Source organism: Nonomuraea sediminis, assembly GCF_018531495.1.
Lineage (GTDB): Bacteria > Actinomycetota > Actinomycetes > Streptosporangiales > Streptosporangiaceae > Nonomuraea > Nonomuraea sediminis.
Genome location: NZ_JAHDTI010000012.1, coordinates 366,190 through 391,240, shown reverse-complemented (window position 1 = coordinate 391,240; position 25,051 = coordinate 366,190). Strand labels below are relative to the sequence as shown.

General features: G+C 69.4%; 25 protein-coding genes. 12 read left to right on the top strand and 13 right to left on the bottom strand.

What is annotated here, in order from left to right; genetic code table 11:
- Positions 1–109 precede the first annotated feature (109 nt).
- Both KIK09_RS41750 and KIK09_RS41745 read right to left on the bottom strand, forming a co-directional pair.
- Complete coding sequence (locus KIK09_RS41750) at positions 110–733, bottom strand: PadR family transcriptional regulator (RefSeq protein ID WP_214325029.1); 624 nt, start codon at positions 731–733, stop codon at positions 110–112.
- 197 nt (positions 734–930) lie between these two features.
- Positions 931–1,692, bottom strand: coding sequence for a MerR family transcriptional regulator (locus tag KIK09_RS41745; protein WP_214325028.1), 762 nt, complete (start codon positions 1,690–1,692; stop codon positions 931–933).
- Between the two features lie 90 nt (positions 1,693–1,782).
- Here KIK09_RS41745 and KIK09_RS41740 point away from each other — a divergent pair, with 90 nt between their 5' ends.
- From KIK09_RS41740 to KIK09_RS41730, 3 genes are read left to right on the top strand one after another with little or no spacing between them, the layout of a single operon-like run.
- A complete protein-coding gene (locus tag KIK09_RS41740; protein ID WP_214325027.1) occupies positions 1,783–2,550 on the top strand; it encodes a MerR family transcriptional regulator in 768 nt (255 codons plus the stop codon).
- The gene (locus tag KIK09_RS41735; RefSeq protein ID WP_214325026.1) at positions 2,547–3,062 is read left to right on the top strand and encodes a GyrI-like domain-containing protein; all 516 of its coding nucleotides are present in this window, start codon (positions 2,547–2,549) and stop codon (positions 3,060–3,062) included. Before KIK09_RS41740 ends, KIK09_RS41735 begins: the two co-directional genes overlap by 4 nt.
- Before the next feature lie 56 nt (positions 3,063–3,118).
- The gene (locus KIK09_RS41730; protein ID WP_214325025.1) at positions 3,119–3,307 is read left to right on the top strand and encodes a hypothetical protein; all 189 of its coding nucleotides are present in this window, start codon (positions 3,119–3,121) and stop codon (positions 3,305–3,307) included.
- Between the two features lie 378 nt (positions 3,308–3,685).
- Here KIK09_RS41730 and map read toward each other — a convergent pair whose 3' ends face one another.
- Positions 3,686–4,453, bottom strand: coding sequence for a type I methionyl aminopeptidase (map, locus tag KIK09_RS41725; RefSeq protein WP_214325024.1), 768 nt, complete (start codon positions 4,451–4,453; stop codon positions 3,686–3,688).
- A 45-nt stretch (positions 4,454–4,498) separates the two neighbouring features.
- On the opposite strand from map, the gene KIK09_RS41720 reads away from it, so the two are divergent.
- Complete coding sequence (locus tag KIK09_RS41720) at positions 4,499–4,753, top strand: helix-turn-helix domain-containing protein (protein WP_214325023.1); 255 nt, start codon at positions 4,499–4,501, stop codon at positions 4,751–4,753.
- A 579-nt stretch (positions 4,754–5,332) separates the two neighbouring features.
- Positions 5,333–5,845, top strand: coding sequence for a peptidase inhibitor family I36 protein (locus KIK09_RS41715; RefSeq protein WP_214325022.1), 513 nt, complete (start codon positions 5,333–5,335; stop codon positions 5,843–5,845).
- 314 nt (positions 5,846–6,159) lie between these two features.
- On the opposite strand, the gene KIK09_RS41710 is transcribed toward KIK09_RS41715, so the two are convergent.
- From KIK09_RS41710 to KIK09_RS41700, 3 genes are all read right to left on the bottom strand, one after another.
- Positions 6,160–7,176 (bottom strand): tyrosine-type recombinase/integrase, encoded by a 1,017-nt coding sequence (locus KIK09_RS41710; RefSeq protein ID WP_214325021.1) that lies wholly within the window; start codon positions 7,174–7,176, stop codon positions 6,160–6,162.
- A 189-nt stretch (positions 7,177–7,365) separates the two neighbouring features.
- Positions 7,366–8,895 carry a helix-turn-helix domain-containing protein gene (locus KIK09_RS41705; protein WP_308164645.1) on the bottom strand — a complete coding sequence of 510 codons (1,530 nt, stop codon included), beginning with the start codon at positions 8,893–8,895 and terminating at the stop codon, positions 7,366–7,368.
- A 16-nt stretch (positions 8,896–8,911) separates the two neighbouring features.
- On the bottom strand, positions 8,912–10,585 hold the full coding sequence (locus tag KIK09_RS41700) for an enoyl-CoA hydratase-related protein (protein ID WP_214325020.1): 1,674 nt from the start codon (positions 10,583–10,585) through the stop codon (positions 8,912–8,914).
- A 222-nt stretch (positions 10,586–10,807) separates the two neighbouring features.
- Between KIK09_RS41700 and KIK09_RS41695 the strand changes: the two genes are divergently transcribed.
- Genes KIK09_RS41695 through KIK09_RS41680 form a run of 3 tightly spaced genes read left to right on the top strand, consistent with a single transcriptional unit; the run spans position 10,808 to position 14,401 of the window.
- Positions 10,808–11,482, top strand: coding sequence for a hypothetical protein (locus KIK09_RS41695; RefSeq protein ID WP_214325019.1), 675 nt, complete (start codon positions 10,808–10,810; stop codon positions 11,480–11,482).
- Between the two features lie 54 nt (positions 11,483–11,536).
- Positions 11,537–13,150 carry an FAD-dependent oxidoreductase gene (locus KIK09_RS41685; protein ID WP_308164644.1) on the top strand — a complete coding sequence of 538 codons (1,614 nt, stop codon included), beginning with the start codon at positions 11,537–11,539 and terminating at the stop codon, positions 13,148–13,150.
- 30 nt (positions 13,151–13,180) lie between these two features.
- Positions 13,181–14,401, top strand: a complete 1,221-nt coding sequence (locus KIK09_RS41680) for a cytochrome P450 (protein WP_214325018.1) — start codon at positions 13,181–13,183, stop codon at positions 14,399–14,401.
- A gap of 32 nt (positions 14,402–14,433) precedes the next feature.
- Here KIK09_RS41680 and KIK09_RS41675 read toward each other — a convergent pair whose 3' ends face one another.
- On the bottom strand, positions 14,434–15,660 hold the full coding sequence (locus KIK09_RS41675; protein ID WP_214325017.1) for an MFS transporter: 1,227 nt from the start codon (positions 15,658–15,660) through the stop codon (positions 14,434–14,436).
- A 154-nt stretch (positions 15,661–15,814) separates the two neighbouring features.
- On the opposite strand from KIK09_RS41675, the gene KIK09_RS41670 reads away from it, so the two are divergent.
- Positions 15,815–16,618 (top strand): GNAT family N-acetyltransferase, encoded by an 804-nt coding sequence (locus KIK09_RS41670; protein WP_214325016.1) that lies wholly within the window; start codon positions 15,815–15,817, stop codon positions 16,616–16,618.
- Between the two features lie 344 nt (positions 16,619–16,962).
- Here KIK09_RS41670 and KIK09_RS41665 read toward each other — a convergent pair whose 3' ends face one another.
- From KIK09_RS41665 to KIK09_RS41645, 5 genes are all read right to left on the bottom strand, one after another.
- Complete coding sequence (locus KIK09_RS41665) at positions 16,963–17,838, bottom strand: hypothetical protein (RefSeq protein ID WP_214325015.1); 876 nt, start codon at positions 17,836–17,838, stop codon at positions 16,963–16,965.
- 1,129 nt (positions 17,839–18,967) lie between these two features.
- Complete coding sequence (locus KIK09_RS41660; protein ID WP_214325014.1) at positions 18,968–19,501, bottom strand: hypothetical protein; 534 nt, start codon at positions 19,499–19,501, stop codon at positions 18,968–18,970.
- A 353-nt stretch (positions 19,502–19,854) separates the two neighbouring features.
- Complete coding sequence (locus KIK09_RS41655) at positions 19,855–20,502, bottom strand: response regulator transcription factor (protein WP_214325013.1); 648 nt, start codon at positions 20,500–20,502, stop codon at positions 19,855–19,857.
- Complete coding sequence (locus KIK09_RS41650; protein ID WP_250574599.1) at positions 20,490–21,728, bottom strand: sensor histidine kinase; 1,239 nt, start codon at positions 21,726–21,728, stop codon at positions 20,490–20,492. Before KIK09_RS41650 ends, KIK09_RS41655 begins: the two co-directional genes overlap by 13 nt.
- A 254-nt stretch (positions 21,729–21,982) precedes the next feature.
- Positions 21,983–22,423: a MarR family winged helix-turn-helix transcriptional regulator gene (locus KIK09_RS41645; RefSeq protein WP_214325012.1), complete on the bottom strand. Its 441-nt coding sequence runs from the start codon at positions 22,421–22,423 to the stop codon at positions 21,983–21,985.
- 257 nt (positions 22,424–22,680) lie between these two features.
- Between KIK09_RS41645 and KIK09_RS41640 the strand changes: the two genes are divergently transcribed.
- Positions 22,681–22,947 carry a hypothetical protein gene (locus tag KIK09_RS41640; RefSeq protein ID WP_214325011.1) on the top strand — a complete coding sequence of 89 codons (267 nt, stop codon included), beginning with the start codon at positions 22,681–22,683 and terminating at the stop codon, positions 22,945–22,947.
- On the opposite strand, the gene KIK09_RS41635 is transcribed toward KIK09_RS41640, so the two are convergent.
- Positions 22,944–23,300 carry a nuclear transport factor 2 family protein gene (locus KIK09_RS41635; RefSeq protein WP_214325010.1) on the bottom strand — a complete coding sequence of 119 codons (357 nt, stop codon included), beginning with the start codon at positions 23,298–23,300 and terminating at the stop codon, positions 22,944–22,946. The genes KIK09_RS41640 and KIK09_RS41635 overlap by 4 nt on opposite strands.
- 95 nt (positions 23,301–23,395) lie before the next feature.
- Here KIK09_RS41635 and KIK09_RS41630 point away from each other — a divergent pair, with 95 nt between their 5' ends.
- Together KIK09_RS41630 and KIK09_RS41625 are read left to right on the top strand one after the other, a co-directional pair.
- Positions 23,396–24,289: an ABC transporter ATP-binding protein gene (locus tag KIK09_RS41630; protein WP_308164652.1), complete on the top strand. Its 894-nt coding sequence runs from the start codon at positions 23,396–23,398 to the stop codon at positions 24,287–24,289.
- Positions 24,289–25,047, top strand: a complete 759-nt coding sequence (locus KIK09_RS41625; RefSeq protein ID WP_214325008.1) for an ABC transporter permease — start codon at positions 24,289–24,291, stop codon at positions 25,045–25,047. Before KIK09_RS41630 ends, KIK09_RS41625 begins: the two co-directional genes overlap by 1 nt.
- Positions 25,048–25,051 lie beyond the last annotated feature (4 nt).

The following is a 25,051-nucleotide window of genomic DNA, read 5'->3' as shown; positions in this document are numbered from 1 at the left end:
AAGGGGAGCCCGGCTATTGTTGCGGTTGCCACTCCTTGAAAGCCGGGTCCCCGGTTGTCGAGGGTGTCCGCCCCGGCGGCGGTGTTGCAGCACCACCGCCGGGGCCTGGTCAGCGATCGGTCAGCTCGGGCGGGACCTGCCCGGTGTCGTGGTAGGCGATCCAGCCGTCCAGGCCGGGGAAGGTGCCGTCGCTCAGCTCCTGGAGCAGGCCCGCCACCCAGTCGGCCTCGGCCTGCCAGATGGCCAGCTCGTACTCCTCCTCCACCAGGAACAGCCGCGGCAGCTGCTCGGCCTGGCGCGCCAGCTCGAGCCGGCGCTCCTCCAGTCGGGTGCGCAACGCCTCCAGGCGCGTGCCCAGCAGCTGGATCACCTCCTGCGGGCGCAGCGCGCCCAGCACCGACAGCGCCGCCTTGAAGCGCGGCAGCTCCGGCTCGGGCGTGGCCACCAGCTCCCGCACCCAGTCGCGCATCTCGGCGGTGCCCGCCTCGGTGATGCGGTAGATGGTGCGCTCGGGCCTGCCGCCCTCACGCCCGCTGCCCGCCTCGGCGATCAGGCCGTGCCGCTCCAGGTTGCCCACCACGGTGTAGAGCGAGCCCCACTTGATCGGCATGTCGGTGTCCTTGCCGCGCCCGCGCAGCACCGTGGCCATCTCGTAGGGGTGCATCGGCCGCTGCGCCAGCGCCGACAGCACCGCCAGTGCGAGCAGGTTGCCCACGGGGCGTTTCTTCGCCATCCACCCTCCTTATTCGCTTACGAGTATACGCACGCGAGTAAGGCGGTGGGAAGGGCTCTTTTCGTGCGGGTACGGCAAGCCACGCCACCGGCCGCCCGCCGTACTCCGGCTCATGACCCGCGCCCGGCGCTCGCGGCGAGTCGAGGACGGTGACCCGCCGTCACGGCGCCCGGACACGATCTGGGAGCCGGCAGCGGTCAGCGCGCCCGGTGGGCGGCGTTGGCGTCGATCGCGAGCCGGAAATACGCCGCCAGCCCCGGCAACAGGTCGTCGTAGGTGCGGGTGAAGCGCGGATCGGTCGCATACAGCTCGCCCAGGCAGCGGTGCATGTCGTGGTCGCAGTCGTAGAACCAGCGGCTGACGTGGGCGCGATGCCGCTCGGCCACGTCCATCGCCTCCTGGCCGCCGGGGTCCAGGCCCGCTTTGCACACGGCCACCAGGTCCTGGGTGATGGCGGCGGCCTCGGCCTTGATCTCCAGCCAGTCGGCCTTGGTGTGGGAGGCCACCCGGCGGCGCGACTGCGCGTACTGCTCGGTGTGGCCCCAGCGCCGCTCCACCTCCGCCTGGTGGTCCTCAGGTCGGAACGACCCGAACACCTCCAGCCGCTCCTCGGCGCTCAGCGCCACCCCCGAGGTGACCGCCTCCATCGCCCGCTCCACCGCCGCGATCATCCGCGACAGCCGTTCGGCCCGCCCGCGCAGCAGCTCGTGCTGACGCCGCAGATGCGTCATCTCGTCGACCTGCGGATCGTCCAGGATGACCGCGATCTCCTCCAGCGCGAACCCCAGCTCCCGATACAGCAGCACCTGCTGCAGCCGCAGCAGATCCGCATCGGTGTAGCGCCGGTAGCCTGCCCGGGTGCGCTCGCTCGGGCACAGCAGGCCCAGCTCGTCGTAGTGGTGCAGCGTGCGCACCGTCACCCCGGCAAGCCGCGCCACCTGCCCCACCGACATGCTCATGTCCTCCACCATCCACCCTCACGTTACGTCAGGCACAACTCGGCGGCCCGCGTTGACTCTCCCCGCCCGGGAGACACCATGCTTGAGCCCATGAGCGAGGACCTGCTGCCGATCGGGCAGTTCGCCAGGCTCGGCCGGCTCAGCATCAAACAGCTGCGCCGCTACGACGAGCTCGGCCTGCTGCCGCCCGCCCACGTCGACCCCGACACCGGCTACCGCTACTACCGGCCCGAGCAGGCCCGCGACGCCCTGGCCATCGGCCTGCTGCGCTCGCTCGACGTGCCGCTGCCCGACGTCGGCAAGGTCCTGTCCGGTACGGCCGGCGTCCTGGAAGGCGTACGCGACCAGCTCGAGGCCGAACTGGACCGGCGCAGGCGCACCCTGGCCACGCTGGAACGCATCATGTCCGGCGGCCTGCCCAGCGTCGAGGTCCGCCTGGTCGACCAGCCGGCCCAGCACGTGGCCGTGACCCGCGAGAGCATCGCCGACCCGGCCGACATCGCCCGCGCCACCTCCGCCTGCGTGGCCCGCCTGCTGGCCGGCGGGACGTACGGGCAGCTGACCGGGCTGTTCCCACTGGACCTGACCGGGGTCGTCGAGGTAGCCGTCGCCATGGCCACCGACCAGCCCGTGCCCGGCGCCCGGGCCGACGTGCTGCCCGGCGGGCGCTTCGCCGCCGCCACCCACGTGGGCCCGTACGAGCAGATCGGGCTGACCGCGCACGCCCTGCTGGCCTGGTGCGCCGGACGCCACCCCGTCACCGGGCCCCTCCGCGAGGTCTACGTCTCAGACCCCGCCACCACGCCACCCGACCACATCGTCACCCACCTGTTGATCCCTTTGGAGGAGAACGCATGAACCCGACCATCGTCACCCACGACACCGTGACCTGCCTCAACGTCACCGGCCAGGGCGAACCCGGCGGCACCGAACACGTCACCGCCATCCGGGCGCTGTACACGGTGGCCGGCGCGCTCGGCGCGCCCGTCGGCCCGCTGGAGGGCCGCTGGTGGGTCGAGGACGCCACCCTCCCGCCGCTGGAGGTGCCCCGCGAGCAGTGGCGCTGGCACCTGCTGCTGCCCCTGCCCGCCGTACCCGAAGCCGGGGCACTCGAGCGCGCCCAGCAGGCCGTCCAGGGCTCGGGCGCGCCCGTCCAGCGGGTGCAGGTGGTCACCTTCACCGAAGGCCGGTGCGTCGAACTGCTGCACGAAGGCCCCTACAGCGAGGAGCCCGCCTCGCTGAAGGTGATGGCCGACTTCATGACCGAGAACGGGCTGCGGCCCAGCGGGCTGCACCACGAGGTGTACCTGACAGCTCCCGACGACCCCGACCCGCGCACGCTGCTGCGCCAGCCCGTCCAGGCGGCCTGAGAAGTCCCACCGCTCGGGGGACAGACACGCCCGCGCGCCGCTCCTAGCGTGAGGCCATGTCGAAGAGCGTGAAGAGCGGCCTCGTCGCCGCGGGCGTCGCCCTGGTGCTGTGGGTGCTGCTCAGCCTGGCCTTCGGGCTGGTCGCCACCGAGATCGTCATCCTGGCGCCCATCGTCTACGCGGCGACCCTCGGTGTGACCATTCTCATCGCCACCCTCATCACCCACTCCCGCCCCAAGCCCTAGCTACCGCAGGTGGCAGCAGGGACTGGCCGGCGGCTCGCCCGAGGACCCGCGGGCCGCCGCCCAGGGTGCCCGAGATCTTCGACGAGATGCAGCGGCCCCGTCCGCAACGCCGCCGTGCATGCGCCCGGCGCGGATCGCGCGAGAGAACGCGTGGGATGCGGCTGTGATCGTCCGCCACTCCCGACTAGGGCACCGCCGACGAAGGTGCGTTCCGGCGGTGATGCCACGAGTTCAACCATGGTGCCGGAGCGGAGTTCCTCGCCGAGGACGCGGGCACCACCCTGCGCGAAGCGACCTGCGGGAACTCCGGCCAGGCGGATGCTCACGAGGTCGTGGGCCCATTCGCCGCAGAGGCGCAGGAGAAGCATCGAGAGCAGGTCAGGGAAGCGTCAGGATGACGGGGCCGTCGTCGGTGACGGCGACGCTGTGCTCGGCGTGGGCGGCGCGCGTGCCGTCCACGCTGTGCAGCGCCCACCCGTCACGCGCGGTCCGGTAGTCCCCGTTGCCTCCGGCGACGAACATCGGCTCGATGGCCAGCGTCATCCCCGCCCGCAGCACCATGCCGCGCCCGGGCCGCCCGTGGTTGGCAACATGCGGGTCCTCGTGCATGCGCCGCCCGATGCCGTGCCCGCCGAAGTCGACCGGCACGCCGTACCCGCCCTCGGCCGCGTGCTGGGCGATGGCGTGGCCGATGTCGCCGAGGCGGTTGCCCGGCGTCATCGCGGCGATCCCGGCCTGCAGGGCCCGCTCGGTCGCCGAGATCAGCTCCAGGTCGCGCGGCCGCGGCAGGCCCACCGTGAACGTCACCGCCGAATCGCCCGCCCACCCGTCCAGGTAGGCGCCGCAGTCGATGCTGACCACGTCGCCGTCCCTGAGCCGGGACCGGTCGGGGATGCCGTGCACGATCACGTCGTTGACCGAGGCGCAGATCACCTTCGGATACGGCGTCGGCGCGAACGCCGGCTGGTAGTGCAGGAACGACGGCGTCGCCCCCGCCTCGGCGATGACGGTGGCGGCCACCTCGTCCAGCTCCACCAGCCGCACGCCGACCGCCGCGTGCTTGACGACCTCCTGCAGCGCCCTGCCCACTACCCGGCCCGCCTCACGCATCGCGTCGAGCTCGCCGGCACTCTTGATCTCCACCATGACGATAACTATACCGGTATTTCTATCCCGGTATAGACTCGTGCCATGGTCCGACCACCCCTGAGCCCCGAGGAACGCCTGCGCGGAGAGCAGCTCGGCACCCTGCTACGCCAAGCCCGGGGCGAACGCAGCATCGTCGAGGTGGCCACCGCCGCAGGCATGTCCGCGGAAACCCTCCGCAAGATCGAAACCGGCCGCATCGCCACCCCCGCCTTCTTCACCATCGCCGCCCTGGCCGACGTCCTGAACGTCTCCCTGGACCACCTCGCCCTCCGCCTGACCCCCGCCGTCCCCACCTGACCACCCCGCCCACAACGGGGGCTCTCTGACAGGTTTCTCGCCGCGCGATAGCCCCCGTTGTACGGCAAGCCGCCGCCCCCGCCACCCGCCGCACTCCGGCCGGCCCCTGTCCAGGAAGACGCTCCTCCAGCGCTTCCCCACCCCGCCGCAACGCCCCCCGCTACCCGGGCACCACGGCCCCGCCCCCTCGCCGCACAGGGCGCCGCCCACCGCCGCACCCACACCCCGCCGACCCGGCGCCTGAGCGCGTGCCCGATGCCGAAGACGCACCCGGGCACCCACAGCGGGGCGCGCAGGCCGTGACGCCTCGGCAAGAGCTTGCCTGAACACGTCAGCCCTGGCCGCCCTTCGCCGCCTCCCGCCGGCCCGGATTGAGTATGGGGTTACTCAGGCGCGCAGATCGTTGCCGGTTCATCCTCCTTAGAGCAGGCGATGGAGGGAGTGGCCCGTGGCCACCCTCGAGATCGAGTTCCCGGGCGGGCCGTCGTCACCGGTGCCGCCGAGACGTTCCTGCTGCCCGAAACGCCGCCAAGCACGGCCAACACGCCACGCCCCAACCCCCAAACCAGGAGAGCCTGCATGACAGGGAGCGAAAGAAGCAGCTCGCTGATACCCATAGTGGTCGCCGTCATCGGCCTGATCACGGCCCTCGTGACCTCACCGCTGTGGGGCGAACCCTTATGCCGGGCGGCCGGGGTCTGCCAGGGCGGCGGTAGCCACTCCGCCTCAGCGGACAACCCCAAGACTGGCCACCGTTCGACCGACCACAACTCCTCCAAGCAATCGTCCAAGCCGACCAACGGCACGGCGGAGTGGAGCTGCCCTGGTGGACTGTTCTGCGCATGGGACGACGCTCAGGGTGCGGGCACCATGATCGTCCAGAAGGACGCCACCTGCAGCATGCATGACATCGGCAGCGCCGGCTTGGGGGACCGGCTGACCTCGTATCAGAACCGGACCGGCAAGAGCGTCGCTCTGTACAACTGGACGGGCGCCGAATGGCAACTACTCGTGAACGTGCCCGACGGCGCGAAAGGCGACATGCCACAGTCGGCGGACAACGTGACTGACGCAGTGAAGATCTGCGCCTGACCAACCAGAGCAGAGCCAGTAGTGCCGGCTGACCCGCCCCACGACTTTGAATGTCCCACCGCGTAAGCCCTGGTTCCCGCCTCTCCCCATACCAGCACCACCCTCACGGACGTACGGCGAGGCACCCCGATGCCCGCGTACCCGGGTCACCCGGCTGCGGAGGGCGACCAGCCGCACCGGGGACCACGTCTTCGCAGTGCCTCGCCGTAGAAGGCCCTGCGTCTCGGCGCCCAGGAGAGCGGCCGAGGGAAGGGACGGCCGCGCCCGGGGCCGGGGGAGAGGCCGTGGGAAGTACGCGCCCGGATCGCGGGGAGTCAGGGTTTGCGGGGTGGGCGGAGGAGGGGGTGGGTGCGCATGGCCACCTCGAGCTCGCCCGGCAGTTCGTCGCGGTAGCGGCCCAGGGTGGACAGGTCGCTGTGGCCGAGGACACGGCGGACGGCGTCCATGTCGACCGCGTCGGCCAGCAGGTGGGTGGCGGTGGTGTGGCGCAGGCCGTGCGGGGTGACCGTACGCCGCTGGGTGGGGTCGACCCGGCGCTGGACCCGTTCGATGACGGCCTGCACGTCGCCACGGGCCAGGCGGCGCCCGCGCCACGACAGCAGCAGCGCCTTGTCATGCGCGCCGGGCGACGAGGGACGTTCACGGTCGAGGTAGGCGTCGAGGGCGAGCGCGACGTCATGGGGGAGAGGCAGGTCGCGGGTGCGGCCGCCCTTGCCGAACACCCGCCAGTAGCGCACCCCGTCATTGGTGTAGAAGTCCTCCACGTTGGCCCGCACCAGCTCCGACACCCGCGGCCCCAGCGTCGACAGCAGCAGCACGATCAACGCGTCCCGCAACTCCGTGCGCTGGTCGCGCCGCCCCTGACCGGGCTCACCCGCCAGAGTCCGGGCCGCGCCGATCAGGCCCTGCGCCTGCTCGCGGGTCAGCGCCCGCCGCTCGGCACGCAGGCCGCCCCGCTGCCGCGCCGTCACTGTGGCCGCCGCCATCGGATTGAGCTGCACCCAGCCCGCCAGCGCCGCGTGCTTGAACAGCGCCGAGATCGACCGGCGGAAACGCGCCTGCGAGGTCGCGCTCTGCTGCCCCTGCGCCCCGGAACGCCGCCCGTCGGGCCGGCGCGCGAACGCCAGCAGGATCGCGTCCACGTCCTCACCGGACAGGTCGTCGAGCACCGTGGCCTCACCGGCCAGCTCCACCAGCGTCGCCACGTCCCGCGCGTACACCTCCGCGGTCGAGACGGCCAGCGCGCCCGTCAACGTCCTGGCCCGCACCAGCTCCACATACCGGTCAGCAGCCTCGCCCACCGACAACCGCTCCAGCTCCGCAGGCCGCAACCCCGCCCCCTCCACGCCAGGAACCCACCACGACGAAGATCCACCAGCGAAGGTAGCGGCCCCCACCGACAAAAACACGGCCACGCCAAGGCGCCCGGCCCGCCGTACCCAGGAAAACAGGCAAGCCCGCCGTACAGAAGCGGGCCTGCGAACACACGGCAGGCCCGCCGTACAGACAGCGACAGGAGGCTAGATGTCGCGGAAGGTCTCGATACGAGCCCCCAGCGCGTTGAGCCGCTCGGCCAGCCCCTCATACCCGCGGTTGATCACATAGACGTTCCGCAGCACCGAGGTGCCCTCGGCCGCCAGCATCGCCAGCAGCACCACCACCGCGGGCCGCAGCGCCGGCGGGCACATCATCTCCGCCGAACGCCACCGCGTCGGCCCCTCCACCAGCACCCGGTGCGGGTCGAGCAGCTTGACCGACGCGCCGAGCCGCGTCAGCTCGGTCAGGTAGATGGCCCGGTTGTCGTAGACCCAGTCGTGGATCAGTGTCGAACCCTGCGCCACGGCCGCGATCGCGGCGAAGAACGGCACGTTGTCGATGTTCAGCCCGGGAAACGGCATCGGATGGATCTTGTCGATGGGGGAGACCAGCTTGGAAGGCCGCACCGTCAGATCCACCAGCCGGGTACGGCCGTTGGCCGCGGCGTACTCGGCGCTGCGGTCGTGCTCGAGCCCCATCTCCTCCAGCACCGCCAGCTCGATCTCCAGGAACTCCACCGGTACCCGGCAGATCGTCAGCTCCGAGGAGGTCACCACCGCCGCCGCCAGCAGCGACATCGCCTCCACCGGGTCCTCGCTGGGGGAGTAGTCGACGTCGGCCTCGATGTGCGCCAGCCCGTGCACCGTCAGCGTGGTGGTGCCGATGCCCTCCACCCGCACGCCCAGCTCCTCCAGGAAGAAGCACAGGTCCTGCACCATGTAGTTGGAGGAGGCGTTGCGGATCACCGTCACCCCGTCGTGCCGCGCCGCGGCCAGCAACGCGTTCTCGGTCACGGTGTCGCCCCGCTCGGTCAGCACGATCGCCCGCCGGGGCGACACGCCGCGATCCACCCGCGCGTGGTAGAAGCCGCCGGTGGCGGTGATGTCCAGCCCGAACGGCTTGAGCGCCGACCAGTGCGGCTGCACCGTGCGCGTGCCCAGATCGCAACCGCCCGCGTAGGGGATGCGGAACTGGTCGGTGCGGTGCATCAGCGGCCCCAGGAACATGATCACGCTCCTGGTACGGCGGGCCGCCTCGGTGTCCATCGCCTCCAGGTCGAGCCGCGCCGGCGGCACGATCTCCAGGTCGTTGCCCTCGTTGATCCACCGGGCGCGGACCCCGATCGAGGCCAGCACCTCCAGGATCCGGTACACCTCCTCGATCCGCGCCACCTTCCGCAGGATCGTCCGGCCGTCGTTCAGCAGCGAGGCGCACAGCAGCGCCACGCACGCGTTCTTGGACGTCTTGACCGCGATGCTGCCCGACAGGGTGCGGCCGCCCACCACCCGCAGATGCATCGGCCCGGCATAGCCCAGCGACACGATCTCGCTGTCGAGCGCCTCCCCGATCCGGGCGATCATCTCAAGACTGATGTTCTGGTTGCCGCGTTCGATCCGGTTGACCGCGCTCTGGCTCGTCGCCAGCGCGTCGGCCAGCTGAAGCTGTGTCCATCCGCGATGCTGGCGCGCGTCCCGAATCAACCGGCCGATCCGCACGAGGTAGTCGTCTGCCACAGCACGACAACATATCTCACATATGAGATGCCATATCCCGGTGTGCCGCCAGGTGCTCCGGCGTGCCCGACGGCTTGCGCTTGTGCACGAACGCCTGCCGCGCCGCGCGGAAGCCCGAACGGTCCTCGAACATGTCCCTGCTCATCTCGGCCAGTTCCTCGGCCCGGTAGGCCGAAAGAGGCTTGCGCGCGTCGTCGGCCTCACGCGCCTCGACCTTGGCCGCCAGCAGCCGGCCATACTCGCCGTCGGCTGCCAGCCGCTCAGCATAGTCGAGCACCTGACGTTCGAACTCCAGCCGCGAACCGGACAGCACGTGATCGGCCAGCCCCAGCTCCGCCGCCTCGGCCGCGCCGATCGGCAGCGCCTCACCCGTCAGCCGCATCGCCGCCTCGGCCCCCACCCGCCGGGGCAGGGTGTAGGTCCACAGCTCCGAGCCGAACAGGCCCATCGTGCGGTAGTGCGGGTTCAGCACCACCGGCTCGCGCAGCAGCACCCGGTCGGCGCCCAGCCCCATCATCACCCCGCCCGCGCCGGCGTTGCCGCCCACCGACGTCACCACCAGCTGCGAGGTGCACGCGACGATCTCGCGGCAGACCTGGTTGATGGCGTTGATGTTCATCCACGCCTCCAGCTCCGGATGCCGCGCCGCCTCGATCACGTTCAGGTGGATGCCGTTGGAGAACGCCTCACCGCCGCGCACCACCAGCACCCGCGTGTCCTGCGCCACGGCATACTTCAGCGCCGCCGCCAACCGCCGGCACTGGTCGGTCGACATCGCGCCGTTGTAGAAGTCGAAGCTGACCACGCCGACGCTCTCGGAACGGTCGTAGGTGATCTCGCTGTAGCCGGAGCGCTCACCCACCTCCGCCAGCAGATCGCCCAGCACCATCGCGGCCGGCAGCTTCACCGCGCCCTGCCGCTCCAGCCGCAGATGCCCCACCCACACCGACGCGTCGCCGGTGTTGACCAGCACCGCGCCCTCGCGCCGCGCCGCGATCACGCCCGGCTCGCCGCCCAGCGCCGGACCGCGGTAGGTGTCGAACACCCGCACCGCCAGCCCGCCCAGCGCCGCCCGCCCGCCAGGCGCGCCGTCGGCCGCCCGCACCCGCCGCAGGATCGCCTCCGTCGGCTCCTCCCACGACAGCTCCCTGTCATCGCCGCGCATCGGGCGCCGCAGCCGGCCGCGCACCTCCGGCCGCCGGTAGTCCAGCGGCGCCGGCGTGAAGCCCGGGTCGCCCGCCTTGGCCGCCACCTCGGCCACCAGCTCCACCGCCGCGTCGGCCACCGCCCCGTTGTACAGGGAGGACTTGCGCGGCGGCTCGTCCGGCAGCGGGAACGTCCGGTACCCCCAGATGGGGCCGGCGTCCATCTCCTCGACCGCCTGCAGCGCCGTCACGCCCCACTCGCGCTCGCCGTCCAGGATCGCCCAGTCCAGCGACGACGGCCCCCGGTCACCGGGCGGCCCGGGATGGATGATGATCGTGCGATGGTTCTGCCACAGCCGCGTGGGCACCTTCTCCTTCAGGAACGGGCAGATCACCAGGTCCGGCTTGGCCAGCGCCACCGCCTCCAGCATCACCTGCTCGGAGACGGCCAGCTCCACGCTGACGTCGTGCCCGGCCCTGCGCAGCTCGAGCCACGCACGCTGGGTCAGACCATTGAAGGAGGAGCAGAGCAGCAGAATACGCAACGGAAACTTCCTCAATCACTCACACAGGGGTACGCCCCACGAGCCCGGAATGCCACAGGCGTTCGTGTCAGCCCCATACGACCCGATACTGACACGAGAGTGCAAGCCGCACTGACAAAACGCAGCAAAAAGGCGCAACTTCTCCCGTACGGCAGGCCACCCGGAACCCCATTTCGGCCACCCACCGATTACCCGCCGCAACAGACGGATACAAAGAGTCACATGCGGCGACCACCCGGCAGACCACTGCGCACACCCCGCGCCGCGGGAGCCGCCGGCATCCTCGCCGCCCTCCTGCTCGGCGGCGCCATGATCGCCGTACGCCGGGCCATCCCCGCCACCCCGCTCGACGTGGCCGCCTACCTCGCCGACACCACCAGCCGCCACACCCTCAAACTGGCCCTGATCCTGCTGCCCTACGGCGGCATCCTGTTCCTGTGGTTCATGGGCGCCATGCGCGACTCCATCGGCCGTTTCGAGGACAAATTCTTCGCCACCGTCTACCTCGGCTCAGGATTCCTCTACGTCGCCAGCCTCTACGTCTACGGCGCCACCGCCACCGGCTTCCAGCTCACCCTCGACAAAGCCGGCACCAGCCTGCCCTCCGCCGACGTCTTCCACTACAGCCGCTACCTCACCGTCGCCCTGCTGGCCGAATACGCCCCCCGCATGGCCGGCGTGTTCGTCCTGACCACCACCACCATCGGCACCCGCCTGGGCATCATGCCGCGCTGGCTCACCCTGCTCGGCTACCCCGTGGCCCTGACCCTGCTGTTCCTGGTCAGCATCCTGCCCTGGACCGAACTCATCTTCCCCCTCTGGGTCCTGACCGTCGGCTGCTTCCTCCTCACCCGCAACCCCGATGATCTAGACAATCCAGAGGAAACCGACACTTAGCGCCGACACAACCCCGGGTACGTCGCCAGACACACCCAACCCGGGGGAGAAACAGTGAGAGTTGTCGTCGACCTCACGCGCTGCCAAGGCTACGGACAGTGCGTATTCCTGGCACCCGACTCCTTCAAAATGCCAGGCCAGGAAGCACTCATGTACGACCCCGACCCCGACGACAGCCAGCGCGAACACATCCTCCGAGCCGCCGCCGCATGCCCCGTCCAAGCCATCCACATCGACCGCATGGCCACCCAGCACCGCACCAGAGACCCCGAACTCGCCCACGCCACCAGCGACCACGACACCCACTTCAAAACCACCGGCCACATCGTCATCGTCGGCGCCTCCCTCGCAGGCGGCCGCGCCGCCGGCGTCCTACGCCGAGACGGCTTCCAAGGCACCATCACCCTCATCGGCGACGAACCCCACCAGCCCTACGACCGCCCACCCCTGTCCAAACAAGTCCTCACCGGCGCCGTACCCGCCCAGCACACCATCCTGCCCCACCTGCGCGACATCGAAGCCGAATGGCTCCCCGGCACCCCCGCCACCAAACTCGACATCGCCGGCAAACTCATCCACCTCGCCGACGGCCGCACCATCCCCTTCGACAAAGTCCTCATCGCCACCGGCACCCGCGCCCGGCCCTGGCCGTACCCCGACCAAGCCAACCTCGACGGCGTCCACGTCCTGCGCACCCTCGACGACGCCGAGAACATGCACCGCCAACTCGCCAACGGAGTCAAGCGCGTCCTGGTCATCGGCGCAGGATTCACCGGATCAGAAGTCGCCTCCGTCTGCCGCGACCTCGACGTCCCCGTCACCGTCATCGAAGCAGGACCCGCACCGCTGACCGGCTCACTCGGCAAATTCATCGGCAACATCGCCGCCGACATGCAACGCCAAGCCGGCGTCGACCTGCGCTGCAACACCACCGTCACCCAGCTCAACCACAGCAACGGCACCCTCACCGGAGCCACACTCTCCGACGGCACCACCATCGACGCCGACATGGCCGTCATCGCCCTCGGCGCCATCCGCAACGTCGAATGGCTCCAGGACTCAGGCCTGGCCGCAGGACCCTGGGGAATCGCCACCGACGCCGGCTGCCGCGCCGTCGACTTCAACGGCCTGGTCACCGACGACATCTTCGTCGCAGGCGACGTCGCCCGCTTCCCCCACCCCGTCTACCACTACCAATTCCTCGCACTCGAACACTGGGGCAACGCCGTCGCCCAAGCAGAAATCGCCGCGCACAACATGCTCAGCGACCAGGCCCACCGCTGGCCCCACCTGTCGCTACCCGTGTTCTGGTCCAACCAGTTCCACACCAACATCAAATCCGTCGGCGTCCCCACCGTCGCCGACCAGATCGTCATCGCCCAAGGCTCCGTCGAACAACGCCGCTTCGTCGCCGTCTACGGATACAAAGGCAGAATCACCGCCGCCGTCACCTTCGACCAAGCCATGTGGCTCGACTTCTACCGCGACCAGATCGAAAAAGCGGCACCCTTCCCACCCGACTACCGCATGGTCAACAGACCCGACCACATGCAACCCATCCCCGCCGACGTCCCCCAGCACATCGCACCCGCCGAAGGCGCCACCGTCGTCGTCACCGGCCACGACCCGGCCGAACGCCGCGTCACACTCGTCCGCCCCCCGCAATAACCACGCACAACAACAAGGGGGGACACTCTCGTGGCACCGGCAAGCATCTACGAACAAATACTCCAATTCGCCAACCGCGCCAACCCATACCCCCTCTACAAAGAACTCCGCAAAACACCCGTAGCCCGCCAAGAAGACGGCAGCTACGTCGTCAGCACCTACCGGGAAATCGTCGCGCTCCTCCACGACCCACGCGTCAGCAGCGACCGCCGCAACCTCAACGAACCACCCGCCGAAGTCATACCCTCCTCCTTCATCGGCATCGACCCACCCGACCACGACCGCCTGCGCCGCATCGCCATGAACCGCTTCGGCCCACCCCACTCACCCCACACCATCGACAACATGCGCGGCGAACTCCAAAAAATCATCATCGAACTCGTCGACGGCATCGCCGACCGCACCCAAGCCGACGTCGTCGACGACATCGCCTACCCCTACCCCGTCACCGTCATCTGCCGCCTGCTCGGCGTCCCACGCGAAGACGAACCCAAATTCCACGTCTGGGCAGAAGAGATCGTCGAAGTCCTCGGCCCAGGCGAGGGCGACCCAGAAGAACGCAACAAACGACGCCAGAACGCCCTCGTCGGCCTCGCCGGCTACCTCGGCACGCTCGCCGAAGCCCACCGCAAGAACCCCGGCCCCGACATCCTGTCAGGACTGGTCACCTACGACGGCCCAGAAAAACCCATGACCGACATCGAGGTCATCACCACGGCCTCCCTGCTGCTCATCGCCGGCCACGAAACCACCGTCAACCTCATCACCAACGGCATGCTCACCCTCCTGCGCAACCCCGACATCCTGGAACGCCTACGCAAGGAACCCGAGCTCGCCATCCACATCGTCGAAGAACTCCTACGCTTCGAACCACCCGTCCACTTCATCCCACAGCGCGTCGCCATCGACGACATCACCATCGCCGGCGTCACCATCCCCAAGGGCGCCAACGTCATCCTGGCCGTCGCCTCGGGCAGCCGCGACCCAGCCCACGTCCGCGACCCCGACCGCTTCGACCCAGACCGGCCCTACATCCAGCACCTCGGCTTCGGCGGCGGCATCCACGCCTGCTTCGGCGCACCACTGGCCCGCCTCGAAGCCCAAATGGCACTCCGCGAAATGGCCAACCGCCTGGTCAACCCACACCTGGTCACCGACCCACCGCCATACCGAAGCAGCGCGACCCTACGCGGCCCACGCCACCTGCACATCACCTACGACGACGTCCTGCCACACACCCCCAACGCATAAGACCAGACCCGGGCCGGGGGAGCGGCCCGGGGTCAGTCCTCGTGGGCGATGTGCATCAGCTGCCGCCACAGCAGCACCACGAACACCGCCGAACCCGCGAAGGCGAACCAGAAAGGCGCCGCGACACCGAAGCGGGTGGCCAGCACACCACCGATCAACGAACCGACCACCAGACCCGCATACACACAGACGGTGTTGACGCTGCCCACCCGGCCCTGCAGTTCACGCGGAACCGCGCGCTGGCGGACGGTGACCGACGTCGTACCCCAGATGAACGCGTGCGCACCGAAGACCAGGAAGATGCCACCGGCCACCCACGGCGAATGGGTCAGGGCCAAGCCCAGATGAGTCAACGTCTCGATGATGAGCCCGATCCGCATCAGAGCGCCCAGACTAACCCTGCGGGTGATGGCCCCGTACAAGCCGGTGCCGATCAAACCGCCGACCCCGCCGATGGTGGTCATCAGACCGAAACCCAGGGCGCCCAGGCCGAGCTGCTCCTGGGTGTAGAGGACGAGAACCGACCACGCCGCACCGAACGTGAAGTTGAAGATCAAGATCGTCAACGCCAGCGTACGGACCGCCGCATGCCTGACGGTCCAGCTGAACCCGGCGATCAGCTCCCGAACAGTGTTGGGCACGAGATCGCCGGCCTGCCGGCCGTGCGGCGGCAACGTGATCCGGGAAACCAGCACGATCCCCGCCACCACCAGAAGCAACTGACCCGCGAACGGCCACGTCAAGCCCAAACCGAACAACGCCGCACCGATCGGCGGCCCCGCCAGCTGATTGAGCGTGATGAACCCCGTCCCCAACCGGGCATTGGCGATGACCAGATCATCCTTGCCGACCATCATGGGAGTCAGCGTGGCCGTCGCATTGTCGGCGAACACCTCGGCGATCGACCGCAGCGTCAGCGCCACCAGCGCCGTCACCACGCTCACGGTGCCGGTCACCATGAGCGCCACCAGAGCCGCCAGCACCACAGCCCGCACCACATTCGCGACGAGCACGATCCTGCGCCGGTCATACCGATCCGACAACACACCCGCATACAGGCCGAACAACAACGGAGGCGCCCAACCCACCAAGGCCGACAGCGAAATCATCAGCGGATCGCGCGTCAACGTCGCGATCAGCAGCGGACCCGCCGCCGCCGCGACCCCATCACCGAGATTCGTCAGCCAGCTCGAGGCCAGCAACCACCGAAAACCTGTCCCCAGCCGGGCAGGCAGAACTCGCTCCACCACTGCGATCACGAGCGCAAAACCATACGTTTCCAGAGCATCAACGGCAACGCGTTTTCCGCGACGGCCCCGGCTCGCCCTGTCGAGGCCGACACGCTGCCCCTGATGGACCGAGGCTGGTTCAAAGCCTTTGAGACACCGCGGCGCGCTGGCTAACCTGCCGCCCATGATCCCGCTCGCGCGACACCGCCTGACCCCTGCAGAAACCGGCCCGGCACTGCACGCCCTGTCCGAGTGGACGCCGGCCAACGCCCCAGGCGGCGGCCTCCACCCCGGAGACGTGGGATGGCATCTGCGCTCCGACGACGCAACCGTCTTTCTCTGGACCGACGAAGCGGTACCGGCGGCAGTCGGCTTCCTCGACGGCCCCGTGCTACGCGTGACCACCGCCCCCGACGCCGACCTCGGCGCGCTCGCAGCCGACGCCGAGGAACTGCTCCAACCCGGCAATGACTGGTCCGACGGCCTCCCCATCCCCGGGTGGGAACCCGAGCAGAAGGAGACCTGGCTCGTCATGTCCTGGACCCCGCAGCCGGTGTCGACCCGCGCCGAGCCGGTCGGCGAGGCCGATGCGGCCGACCGGGTACTGGTGCAGCGCTCCGCCTTCACAGGATCCACGTTCACCGTCGAACGCTGGCACACGATGAAGCAGTCACCGGCAGGCCCACTGGCCATGGAGACACTCGTCCGCACGCCGGCGGGGGAGCCCGCAGCCGCCGCGACCGGATGGTTCGCCGGCGCGGGCAGATGCGGACTGCTCGAACCGGTCGGCACCCATCCGGACCACCGCGGGCACGGCTACGGACGCGATGCCGTACTGGGCGCGTGCGCCGCTCTGGCCCATCGCGGTGCCGGCGCGGTCGCCGTCGCGACACCATCCACCAACGAAGCCGCGGTGGCGCTCTACCGATCGGCCGGGTTCACCGTCGTGCGCGAGAACCGCGACTGGGTTCGCGCTCGACGACCTTGAACATCTCGCCCAGTTCGTTGGATTTTCCGCGATGGCTACGAGGACCTCTGGGGGAGGGGCTTGCGCGCTGACGCTGAAGAGGGCGCGCGCCAGGCTCTGCGGGAGGACGCCGCTGTACCCCGGTGGGGTTCCCCAGACGCCGGGTCGGCGAGAGGGTGTACGGCGACGGTCGGCGCCCGGGACCTGTACGGCGAGCAAAACGATCATCGAGCACAGGGGAGACGCCCTGCGAACATGTCGCCAAAACGCACCAATGAACCATAAATCCCATACCAAACAGAACCCACCTTCTGTCCGGTATGAGTATGAAAGTGGTCGAATGTCGACTGTAGGGGACCCAGTCGTCACCGGGCACACAGAAACGGCCGCGACAACGTCAACGACGTCACGCTGAGCACGATCCCGAGCAGCACGGGCGCCAGATGCCCGAGATCGACATACCCGATGGACAGGTGAGTGGCCACCGCGGGCACGAACCCGGTGACGGCCGCCGAGGCCAGCGTCCACCACACCCAGGCCTCGCCACGCCGCCACCCCCAAGCGCTCAACAACATGATCGCCAAGCCCGCCGCCAGCAGCGCCCCGCCGAACCCGGCCCTGTCATGCGCGATGAACGGCAGCAGCCGCCCATTGGCCGCCCGCAGCACCCCCGGATCCGTCGCCAGGAACTCCAGATCGGCGTGCACGAAAACCCCCGTGAGCCCGACCACCGACACGCCCACACCACCGACCAGCAGCCCGAACCCGGTGACCACCATCAGCAGCTGCCCGGTCAGCGCCCGGCGACGCTCGCGCTCGGGCCCTTCCGGTGACGACGTCCAGCCGGGCCGCTCCGCCGGCCGCAGGACCGCGGCGGCGAACAGGGGAAGCAGCATCGCCGCCAGCGCCAGGTGCAGCGGCTCCAGGTAGCCGTGGACGAACAGGTAGAGCACGGCGGCGAACCCGGTCGCCCCGGAGACCAGGTACGCCCGCCGCGCCCACGGCCACCTGCGGCGCATGCCTCCCACGGCGAGCCCGGCGTACAGGATGCCGATCGCGGTCATCGTGCCTGCCAGCGTGATCCGGTCGTGCCGCAGGAAGTGCACTAGGTGGTGGTTCAGGGAGTGCAACGCGCTGGTGTCCATGCCGAGGTAGTCGCGGTCGTACCAGAGCAGCACGGGCCCAAGCGCCACCGCGGCGGCCACGACCCCCGCGACGGCGATGACGACTCCGCTCACCATCGCCCACCACCACCCGACCCACCGCCGCGGATCCCACCCGACCGCGCCCGGCGCAGCACCCGCGGTGGCCAAAGCCGGTGCGGCACCCGCGGTGGCCGTAGCCGCCTCCATCACCCGCCCGAACCACCCGGGCCCCGCCTCAACCAGCACTCCCGGCGTAGCAACCACCATCACCCCCGGCTCGCCCAGACTCCGCACAGCCCGCCGCACACTCGGCGAAACGACCCGAACGATGCCCGAGCACCCGCCCACCCGAGTCACCGCCTCAAGCTCCCGCCCCACGCCCGCTCCGACATCCGCCCCGAAGCCACCACCCACGCCAACCCCTGACACCCAGCCACGCCCCGACACCCCATCCACCTGCGGCCCGGCCTCCAAGCCTCGCGGTAGTGGCCCATCCACACGTGGCGCGACGTCCAAGCCTCGCCCTGGGAGCGCGTCCACACGTGGCGCGATCTCCAAGCCTCGCGGTAGGGGCGCATCCGTAGGTGGCGCGAACGTCGGTTCACGCCCCTGGAGCGCATCCGTGCGAGGTGCAGGCTCGGGGGCGTGGCTCGGGTGAGCATGTGCGGGTTCCGGTGCGTGCCCTGGGGTGGGAGGCGTGAGGACTGCGGTTACGTGGGGGGTCAGGGCGGTGGCTACGGCTGGGTCGTGGGTGCGTGCGAGTACTGGTACCGGGCTGATGGCTGCTGCGTCGCGGACGAGGGGTATGTCGGCGGGTTCGACGGGTTCGATGAGGATCAGGCCTGCTCCGAGGGGCGGTAGCGCTCGTACGGCGTCGCGGGCGGCTCGGGGTGGGACGGTGGCTCCGAGGCGGCTGTGGAGGTGGATGCCGTTGATGGTTCCTTGGAGGTGTTGTGGGGGCTGCGGGTGTCCGAGGAGGCATCTGATGGCCTGTTGTCCGCCGGGTAGGGATGCGGTCCAGGCGAGGGTCCGTAACGCTGCGCGCTGTGATCGGTGGAGGCCGAGGAGGGTGGCGGCGATGCCGCGTAGTGGCTGATAGGTCCAGTCAGGCACGCGCCCCTCCGCCGGTTTTGAGCGACTGCTTAAATCACACGATATGCGGATATTAAGCGATCGCTCAAGCGACGGTGTTCAGGGGTTGTGGCACATGGTGCCGGCAGGCGGGTCAGAGGCTGGCGACGAAGCGTTCGGCCGCTTGGGCGTCCATGCCGGTCTCGCCGCGGACGAGGAAGATCGCTTGTTCGGTACGGCCGGCCTGGAGGAGTTCGCGTACGCGGGTGGCCAGGTCGGCCTGCATCGGTGGCCTGATGTGAGGGTGACCGGTGAGGTCGTGGCCTGCGGCCATGGCGTCGACGATGTTCTTGGCGGTTCTGAGATCGAGGCCGGTGTGCTGGCGGAGGGTCTTGATGGCGTGGATGAGTTGCCGTTGGGCGATGAGGTGGCGTAGCTCGTGTTCGAGTTCGGGTGCGAGTCGGATGGGCGCGATGGGCTGCATGGGTGGTGCAGGCCGGCGCCGGGTGGCGAGGTAGACGGTGATGGCGATCAGCGCTGCGAGGACGATCAGCACGAACGCGATGACGATGATCTCGGGGCTGATGCTCGCGCTTTCTTCTGCGAGGGCCATGCGTGGGATGGTACAGCTCGCTTGTAGATCTATCCGCTTATTCTCGGGCATGTCCGGTTGCTTGATAATGAACATTATGTCAAGTAGACACGCTGAGAGGCGGCGGACCCTTGGCGGCACACTTCCCCATCACGCACCAGCTGCGACCCGAACTCGTGCCCAGCTGTCTGAGGCCATACGCATCGGCGATCGCCGATCGGACGAGGCGGGTCAGGCGATGCGGCATAGGCGCCCGTGACCCCTTCACGATCGTGCGATTTCACGATCGCCGATGGACTCGGGCGCGTCGCGCGCGGACGCTGTCGGTGACGGTCGGCGATGGCGGGCACACTATCCGTGATCCGGGGCCTCCTGGCGCCGGGTCGGTGGGATGTGATGCGGGGTCGTCGGCGCCCTCGTACGGCGGGCCTCTCCCCCGGCGGCGGCCGTCAGGGGCTGTTCAGGTAGGCGAGGACGGCCAGGACGCGGCGGTTGTTGCTGTCGTCGTCGATGATGCCGAGTTTGCCGAACAGCGACGTGGTGTATTTGCTGATGGCGCTTTCGCTGAGGAACAGCCGCTGGCCGATGGCCTGGTTGGACAGTCCTTCCGCCATGAGGCTGAGCACGGCGTGTTCGCGTTCGGTGAGCCGGTCCAGGCGCCGGTTGGAGCTCCCGCTGGACAGGAGTTTGGCGATGACGGCCGGGTCCATGGCGGTGCCGCCGGCGGCGACGCGTTCCAGGGCGTCGACGAACTGGTCGGCGTCGAACACGCTGTCCTTGAGGAAGTAGCCGATGCCGCCTGCGCCGTCGGCCAGGAGTTCGCGGGCGTAGAGCTGTTCGACGTGCTGGGAGAGGATCAGGATGGGCAGTCCGGGTAGTTCCTTGCGGGCGGCGAGTGCCGCTCGCAGGCCTTCGTCGGACTGGGTGGGTGGCATGCGGACGTCGACGATGGACACGTCGGGCTGCCATGTGAGCAGGGCGTCGAGCGTTTCGGGTCCGGTGGACGCGGTCGCGACCACCTGGTGTCCGTAGGCCTGCAGGAGGCGGACGAGTCCGTCGCGCAGGAGGTAGAGGTCTTCGGCTACTACGATTCGCATGGCACTGCCATCCTGACACGGGTCGGGCCGCCTGCCGGGCTGGTGATCTCCAGGGTGCCGTCGAAGGCGGCGAGGCGGCGGCGTAGTCCGTCGAGTCCGCCGCCGGTTCTGGGGTCGGCCCCTCCCCTGCCGTTGTCTTCGACTTCGACGGCGATGCCGGTGTCGTCGCGGGCGATGGAGATGAGTGCCTGGGTGGCGTGGGCGTGTTTGACGGCGTTGGTGAGTAGTTCGGCGACTCCGAAGTACATGGCGGACTCGATGGGCGGGTCCAGGCGTAGCCGGAGGTCGGTGTTGACGGTTGCTTCGAGGGGGCTGTCCAGGGCGAGGGCGCGGACGGCGTCGATGAGTCCTCGTTCGTTCAGCACGGGTGGGCTGATGCCTCTGACCAGGTCGCGGAGTTCGGTCAGGGAGGTGGTGGCGCCGATTCGGGCTTCGCGCATGAGCGCCTTGGCCTGGTCGGGGTGGGTTTCCATGAGTTTTTCCGCGGTCGCCAGGGAGAGGCCGAGCGCGACCAGGCGGGCTTGTGCTCCGTCGTGGAGGTCGCGTTCGATGCGTCGGATTTCGGCGGCTTGGGCGATGGTGGTGTCCGCGTGCTGGGCTGTCAGCTCCCGCACTCGTTCGGCGAGGGCCATCGCGGGCGAGGCGCGCAGGAAGCGGACGGCGACGGGTTCGATGGGGCGCCAGCCGTACGGGGAGGCGGCGATGGCGACGATCAGGCCGAGCAGTCCGATGAGTGGCGCCGCGTGGGTGAAGGCGAGGATCGCGGTGGCTGCGCCGGCGAGCGGGATGGCGGCGGTGATGCCCATGGTGAGGGGTGCGATGACGATGAAGCGCAGGTCGCGCCAGGTGGCGGGGTCGCTCCACCAGATGCGCATCCTCTGGTCCTTGCGGGCGTCGCGGCTGGTGCGTTCGTAGGAGTAGCCGTTCCACCAGTAGCCGGTGGACAGTTGGGTGACGGGTCCGGCTTGCCGGTATCCGGCGGGGATGACGGTGCCTGTCCATCGGGCGACGAGGGCGCGGGTCATGCGGCATACCGGGCGGGTCAGGGCGAGTGTGGCGATGGAGGCCCACAGGAGTGGCGCTGTCCAGGTCCAGGGGGTTGCGTTCCACCACCAGATCCACAGGGCCGCGGCGGCGGCCCAGACGGCCGGGACCAGCATGCTGACGGCCACTACTACGCACGCTCGTGCGAAGCCTACGAAGACGCTCGCCATCAGCTGTCGCATTGTTCTTCCTTCTTGCTTCTTGTTCTTTGGCCGGTTCGGCTCCACTGTGCACCGTGTGGGGCTCGTTATCGGCCGTTGAGGTGCTGAAGTGGGTCTAGCCCCACCGGGCCGGGTGTCCAGGCCCATCTCCGGACGACACGAGGGGAGAAACGATATGAGAACCGGCAATCACCCCATGACCCCGGGTGCGCGCTCCCCCGTACCGGGGTCACGGGTTGAGGGTGGCCAGGAGGGCGGAGGTGTCCTGCGGTCCATCACGGTCGGGTGAGTTTGTCGAGCAGGGTCATGGCGTGGATGACGGTTTGGCGTTCGTCTTCTGTGAAGTGGTCGTGCATGGCGCGGGCGAGCCATTCTTCGCGTGCCTGGCGGTTGTCGTCGATGAAGGTGCGGGCGGCGGGGCTGAGGCTGATGAGCTGGCGGCGGCCGTCGGCGGGGTCGGGGTGGCGTTGGATGAGGCCGCGTTCGTCGAGGGCGGCGAGGGTGGCGGCCATGGATTGGGGTCGGACGCGTTCTGCGGCGGCCAGGTCGCTGGTGGAGGCGGGGCCGTCTTTGTCGAGTCTGCTGAGGACGGCGGTTTGTGAGGGGGTGAGTTCGCGGGTGTCGTGGGCTTCGCGCAGGCGGCGGCGCAGGCGGCTGAAGACCACGCGCACGTCGCGTGCCGCTTGGACGGCGGAGGCGGACGTGGGGTGTTCCATGGGTCCCACGCTAGATCCTTCAGTCTGGGCTGTTCAGTTTGGACTGTCTGTCTGTGGTGTTTTCGCAGGTACGGCGGGCCGCCGCCACCCCGGGCGCGGCGGGCCGCGGGGGCCCGTGTACCGTGCTAGGGCTGGATCGCGGGTGCGGGGGCCGCGGCGGTTGACGGGTGTTTTGACGGCCTGTTGATTCCGTGACCGCGACGCGATGTGGGGATTTAGGGTGGGATTCTGCTGTACCACCGCGAGAGGAGCGGGACGTGGGGAACCAGTCGGTGTTATGCCCGGTGTGCCAGGGGGTCCTGCCGGGCTCCGGGCGTGAGGCCTACACGGCCATGCGGGGGCGGCTGATCGTGACGAACGGCTACTGCAGGTGCGCGGCTCCGGCGGAGCGTACGCAGCAGCAGGTGCAGCAGGTGGCCACTCCCCCGGCTCCGGTGCCTCAGCCGGTGCAGCAGGCTCCGCAGCAGCCGGTCCGGGTGGGCCAGGCGCCGCAGTTGCCGACGCGGGTGCCGTCCGCGCGTTAGTCCTGGCCGGTGTGCCAGTAGTCGCGGGTGTCGACGGCCAGGCCGTCGGCGTCGAAGCGGACGAACACGCAGCCGGCCAGGTCGCCGGCGGCGGTGGTGACGCGGAATTCGATGGCGGCTCTGTCGCCGTCGACCAGCGGCGTGGCGAAGGTGACGTGCGGGTCGGTCTCGTCTTCGAAGGACCAGCGGATGTAGTCGGCGATGGCGTGTTTGCCGCGGTGGGGTGGCCGGAACGGCATGGAGGTGTGCACGGCGTCGTCGGCGTAGAGGGTGAGGATGGCCTCGACGTCGTGGTGGGTCCAGCCGTGTTGCCAGGTGTCGGCGAAGCGGCGGGCGGCTGAGCGCGGGTCCATGGCCGCTATTTAATCGGTTGCGGAAGTGTCGGTGGCGTTGGTTATGGTCTGACGTCGTGTCTGGTGAGCAACCTCTTATCTATGCGCGTGGCTTGGTGAAGCGCTTCGGCGACTTCACCGCGGTCGACGGGATCGACCTGGAGGTGGCTCCGGGTGAGGCGTTCGGCTTTCTGGGGCCCAACGGGGCGGGTAAGTCCTCCACGATGCGGATGGTGGCGTGCGTGTCGCTGCCGTCGGCCGGTGAGCTGCGGATCCTGGGGCTCGACCCGGTCAAGGACGGGCCGCGGATCCGGTCGCGGCTGGGGGTGTGCCCGCAGCTGGACAACCTGGATCCCGATCTGACGGTGCGGGAGAACCTCACCACGTATGCGCGGTATTTCGGGATCTCCCGGGCGCAGGCGCGTGAGAAGGCGCAGGAGATGCTGGAGTTCGCGCAGCTGACCGACAAGGCCTCCAGCAAGGTGGAGCCGTTGTCGGGCGGGATGAAGCGGCGGCTGACGATCGCGCGGGCGATGATCAACGACCCTGATCTGGTGCTGCTGGACGAGCCGACGACGGGTCTGGATCCGCAGGCGCGTCACCTGTTGTGGGAGCGGTTGTTCCGGCTCAAGCAGCGGGGCAAGACGCTGGTGCTGACCACGCACTACATGGACGAGGCCGAGCAGTTGTGCGATCGGCTGGTGGTGATGGACGGCGGGCGGATCGTGGCCGAGGGTTCGCCGCGGGATCTGATCGCCGAATACTCCTCCCCCGAGGTGGTGGAGCTGCGGTTCGGCGATGAGGCGCTTTCCGGGTTCGTCGGCAAGCTGGGCGGGGTGGGTGATCGGGTGGATGTGCTGCCCGACCGGATCCTGCTGTATGCCAAGGACGGCGACGCGGCGGTGTCGGAGGTGCACCGGCGGGAGCTGGTGCCCTCGAGCGTGCTGGTGCGCCGCTCGTCGCTGGAGGATGTGTTCCTGCATCTGACCGGCCGGACGTTGGTGGACTGATGGCGCATCCGACGGTCGCGGTGCTGGAGCGGCACCTGACGTTGTACAAGCGGTTGTGGCGGGCCTCGCTGTTCTCCTCGTTCGTGCTGCCGGTGTTGTTCCTGGCCAGTATCGGGCTGGGGCTGGGCGGTTACGTGGGCACGGTGCAGGGCGTGCCGTACGTGGCGTGGATCGTGCCGGGGGTGCTGGCGGCGACGGCGTTCCAGATGGCGGTGGGTGAGTGCACCTACAGCGTGCTGGGCGAGTTCAAGTGGACGCGGGGCGCGCACGCGATGTACGCCACGCGGGTGTCGGTGCGGGACATGATCGGCGGCTGGTTGCTGTACATCGTGTTCCGCATCGAGGTGGCGGTGCTGGTGTTCCTGGCGATCGTGGCGGCCTTCGGGGTGCTGGGTTCGCCGTGGGCGCTGGTGACGCCGCTGGTGGCGGGGTTGCTCGCGCTGTCGGTGGCGGCTCCGGTGACGGCGTTCTCCGCGACGATCGACCATGACAGCTATTTCGCGCTGCTGTTTCGGTTCGTGATGATCCCCTCGACGTTGTTCGCGGGGGTGTTCTTCCCGGTGGAGCAGTTGCCGGCGCTGGTGCGGCCGCTGGCGTACGCCTCGCCGTTGTGGCATGGGGTGGCGTTGTGCCGGGCGGCGACGATGGGGGCGGCTCCGCCGTGGCCGTGGTGGGCGCACGTGGGGTATCTGGTGGTGTTCGCGCTGGCCGGGATGTGGTGGGCCGGGTGGGCGTTCCGTAGACGACTTCAGGACTAGGCGA

Bases quoted from the DNA above. Each gene is read 5' to 3' on its own strand.
- KIK09_RS41750 (WP_214325029.1), bottom strand. From the start codon at position 733: ATGGCGAAGAAACGCCCCGTGGGCAACCTGCTCGCACTGGCGGTGCTG.
- KIK09_RS41745 (WP_214325028.1), bottom strand. From the start codon at position 1,692: ATGAGCATGTCGGTGGGGCAGGTGGCGCGGCTTGCCGGGGTGACGGTG.
- KIK09_RS41740 (WP_214325027.1), top strand. From the start codon at position 1,783: ATGAGCGAGGACCTGCTGCCGATCGGGCAGTTCGCCAGGCTCGGCCGG.
- KIK09_RS41735 (WP_214325026.1), top strand. From the start codon at position 2,547: ATGAACCCGACCATCGTCACCCACGACACCGTGACCTGCCTCAACGTC.
- KIK09_RS41730 (WP_214325025.1), top strand. From the start codon at position 3,119: ATGTCGAAGAGCGTGAAGAGCGGCCTCGTCGCCGCGGGCGTCGCCCTG.
- map (WP_214325024.1), bottom strand. From the start codon at position 4,453: ATGGTGGAGATCAAGAGTGCCGGCGAGCTCGACGCGATGCGTGAGGCG.
- KIK09_RS41720 (WP_214325023.1), top strand. From the start codon at position 4,499: ATGGTCCGACCACCCCTGAGCCCCGAGGAACGCCTGCGCGGAGAGCAG.
- KIK09_RS41715 (WP_214325022.1), top strand. From the start codon at position 5,333: ATGACAGGGAGCGAAAGAAGCAGCTCGCTGATACCCATAGTGGTCGCC.
- KIK09_RS41695 (WP_214325019.1), top strand. From the start codon at position 10,808: ATGCGGCGACCACCCGGCAGACCACTGCGCACACCCCGCGCCGCGGGA.
- KIK09_RS41670 (WP_214325016.1), top strand. From the start codon at position 15,815: ATGATCCCGCTCGCGCGACACCGCCTGACCCCTGCAGAAACCGGCCCG.
- KIK09_RS41665 (WP_214325015.1), bottom strand. From the start codon at position 17,838: ATGGTGAGCGGAGTCGTCATCGCCGTCGCGGGGGTCGTGGCCGCCGCG.
- KIK09_RS41660 (WP_214325014.1), bottom strand. From the start codon at position 19,501: ATGTTCATTATCAAGCAACCGGACATGCCCGAGAATAAGCGGATAGAT.
- KIK09_RS41655 (WP_214325013.1), bottom strand. From the start codon at position 20,502: ATGCGAATCGTAGTAGCCGAAGACCTCTACCTCCTGCGCGACGGACTC.
- KIK09_RS41650 (WP_250574599.1), bottom strand. From the start codon at position 21,728: ATGCGACAGCTGATGGCGAGCGTCTTCGTAGGCTTCGCACGAGCGTGC.
- KIK09_RS41645 (WP_214325012.1), bottom strand. From the start codon at position 22,423: ATGGAACACCCCACGTCCGCCTCCGCCGTCCAAGCGGCACGCGACGTG.
- KIK09_RS41635 (WP_214325010.1), bottom strand. From the start codon at position 23,300: ATGGACCCGCGCTCAGCCGCCCGCCGCTTCGCCGACACCTGGCAACAC.
- KIK09_RS41625 (WP_214325008.1), top strand. From the start codon at position 24,289: ATGGCGCATCCGACGGTCGCGGTGCTGGAGCGGCACCTGACGTTGTAC.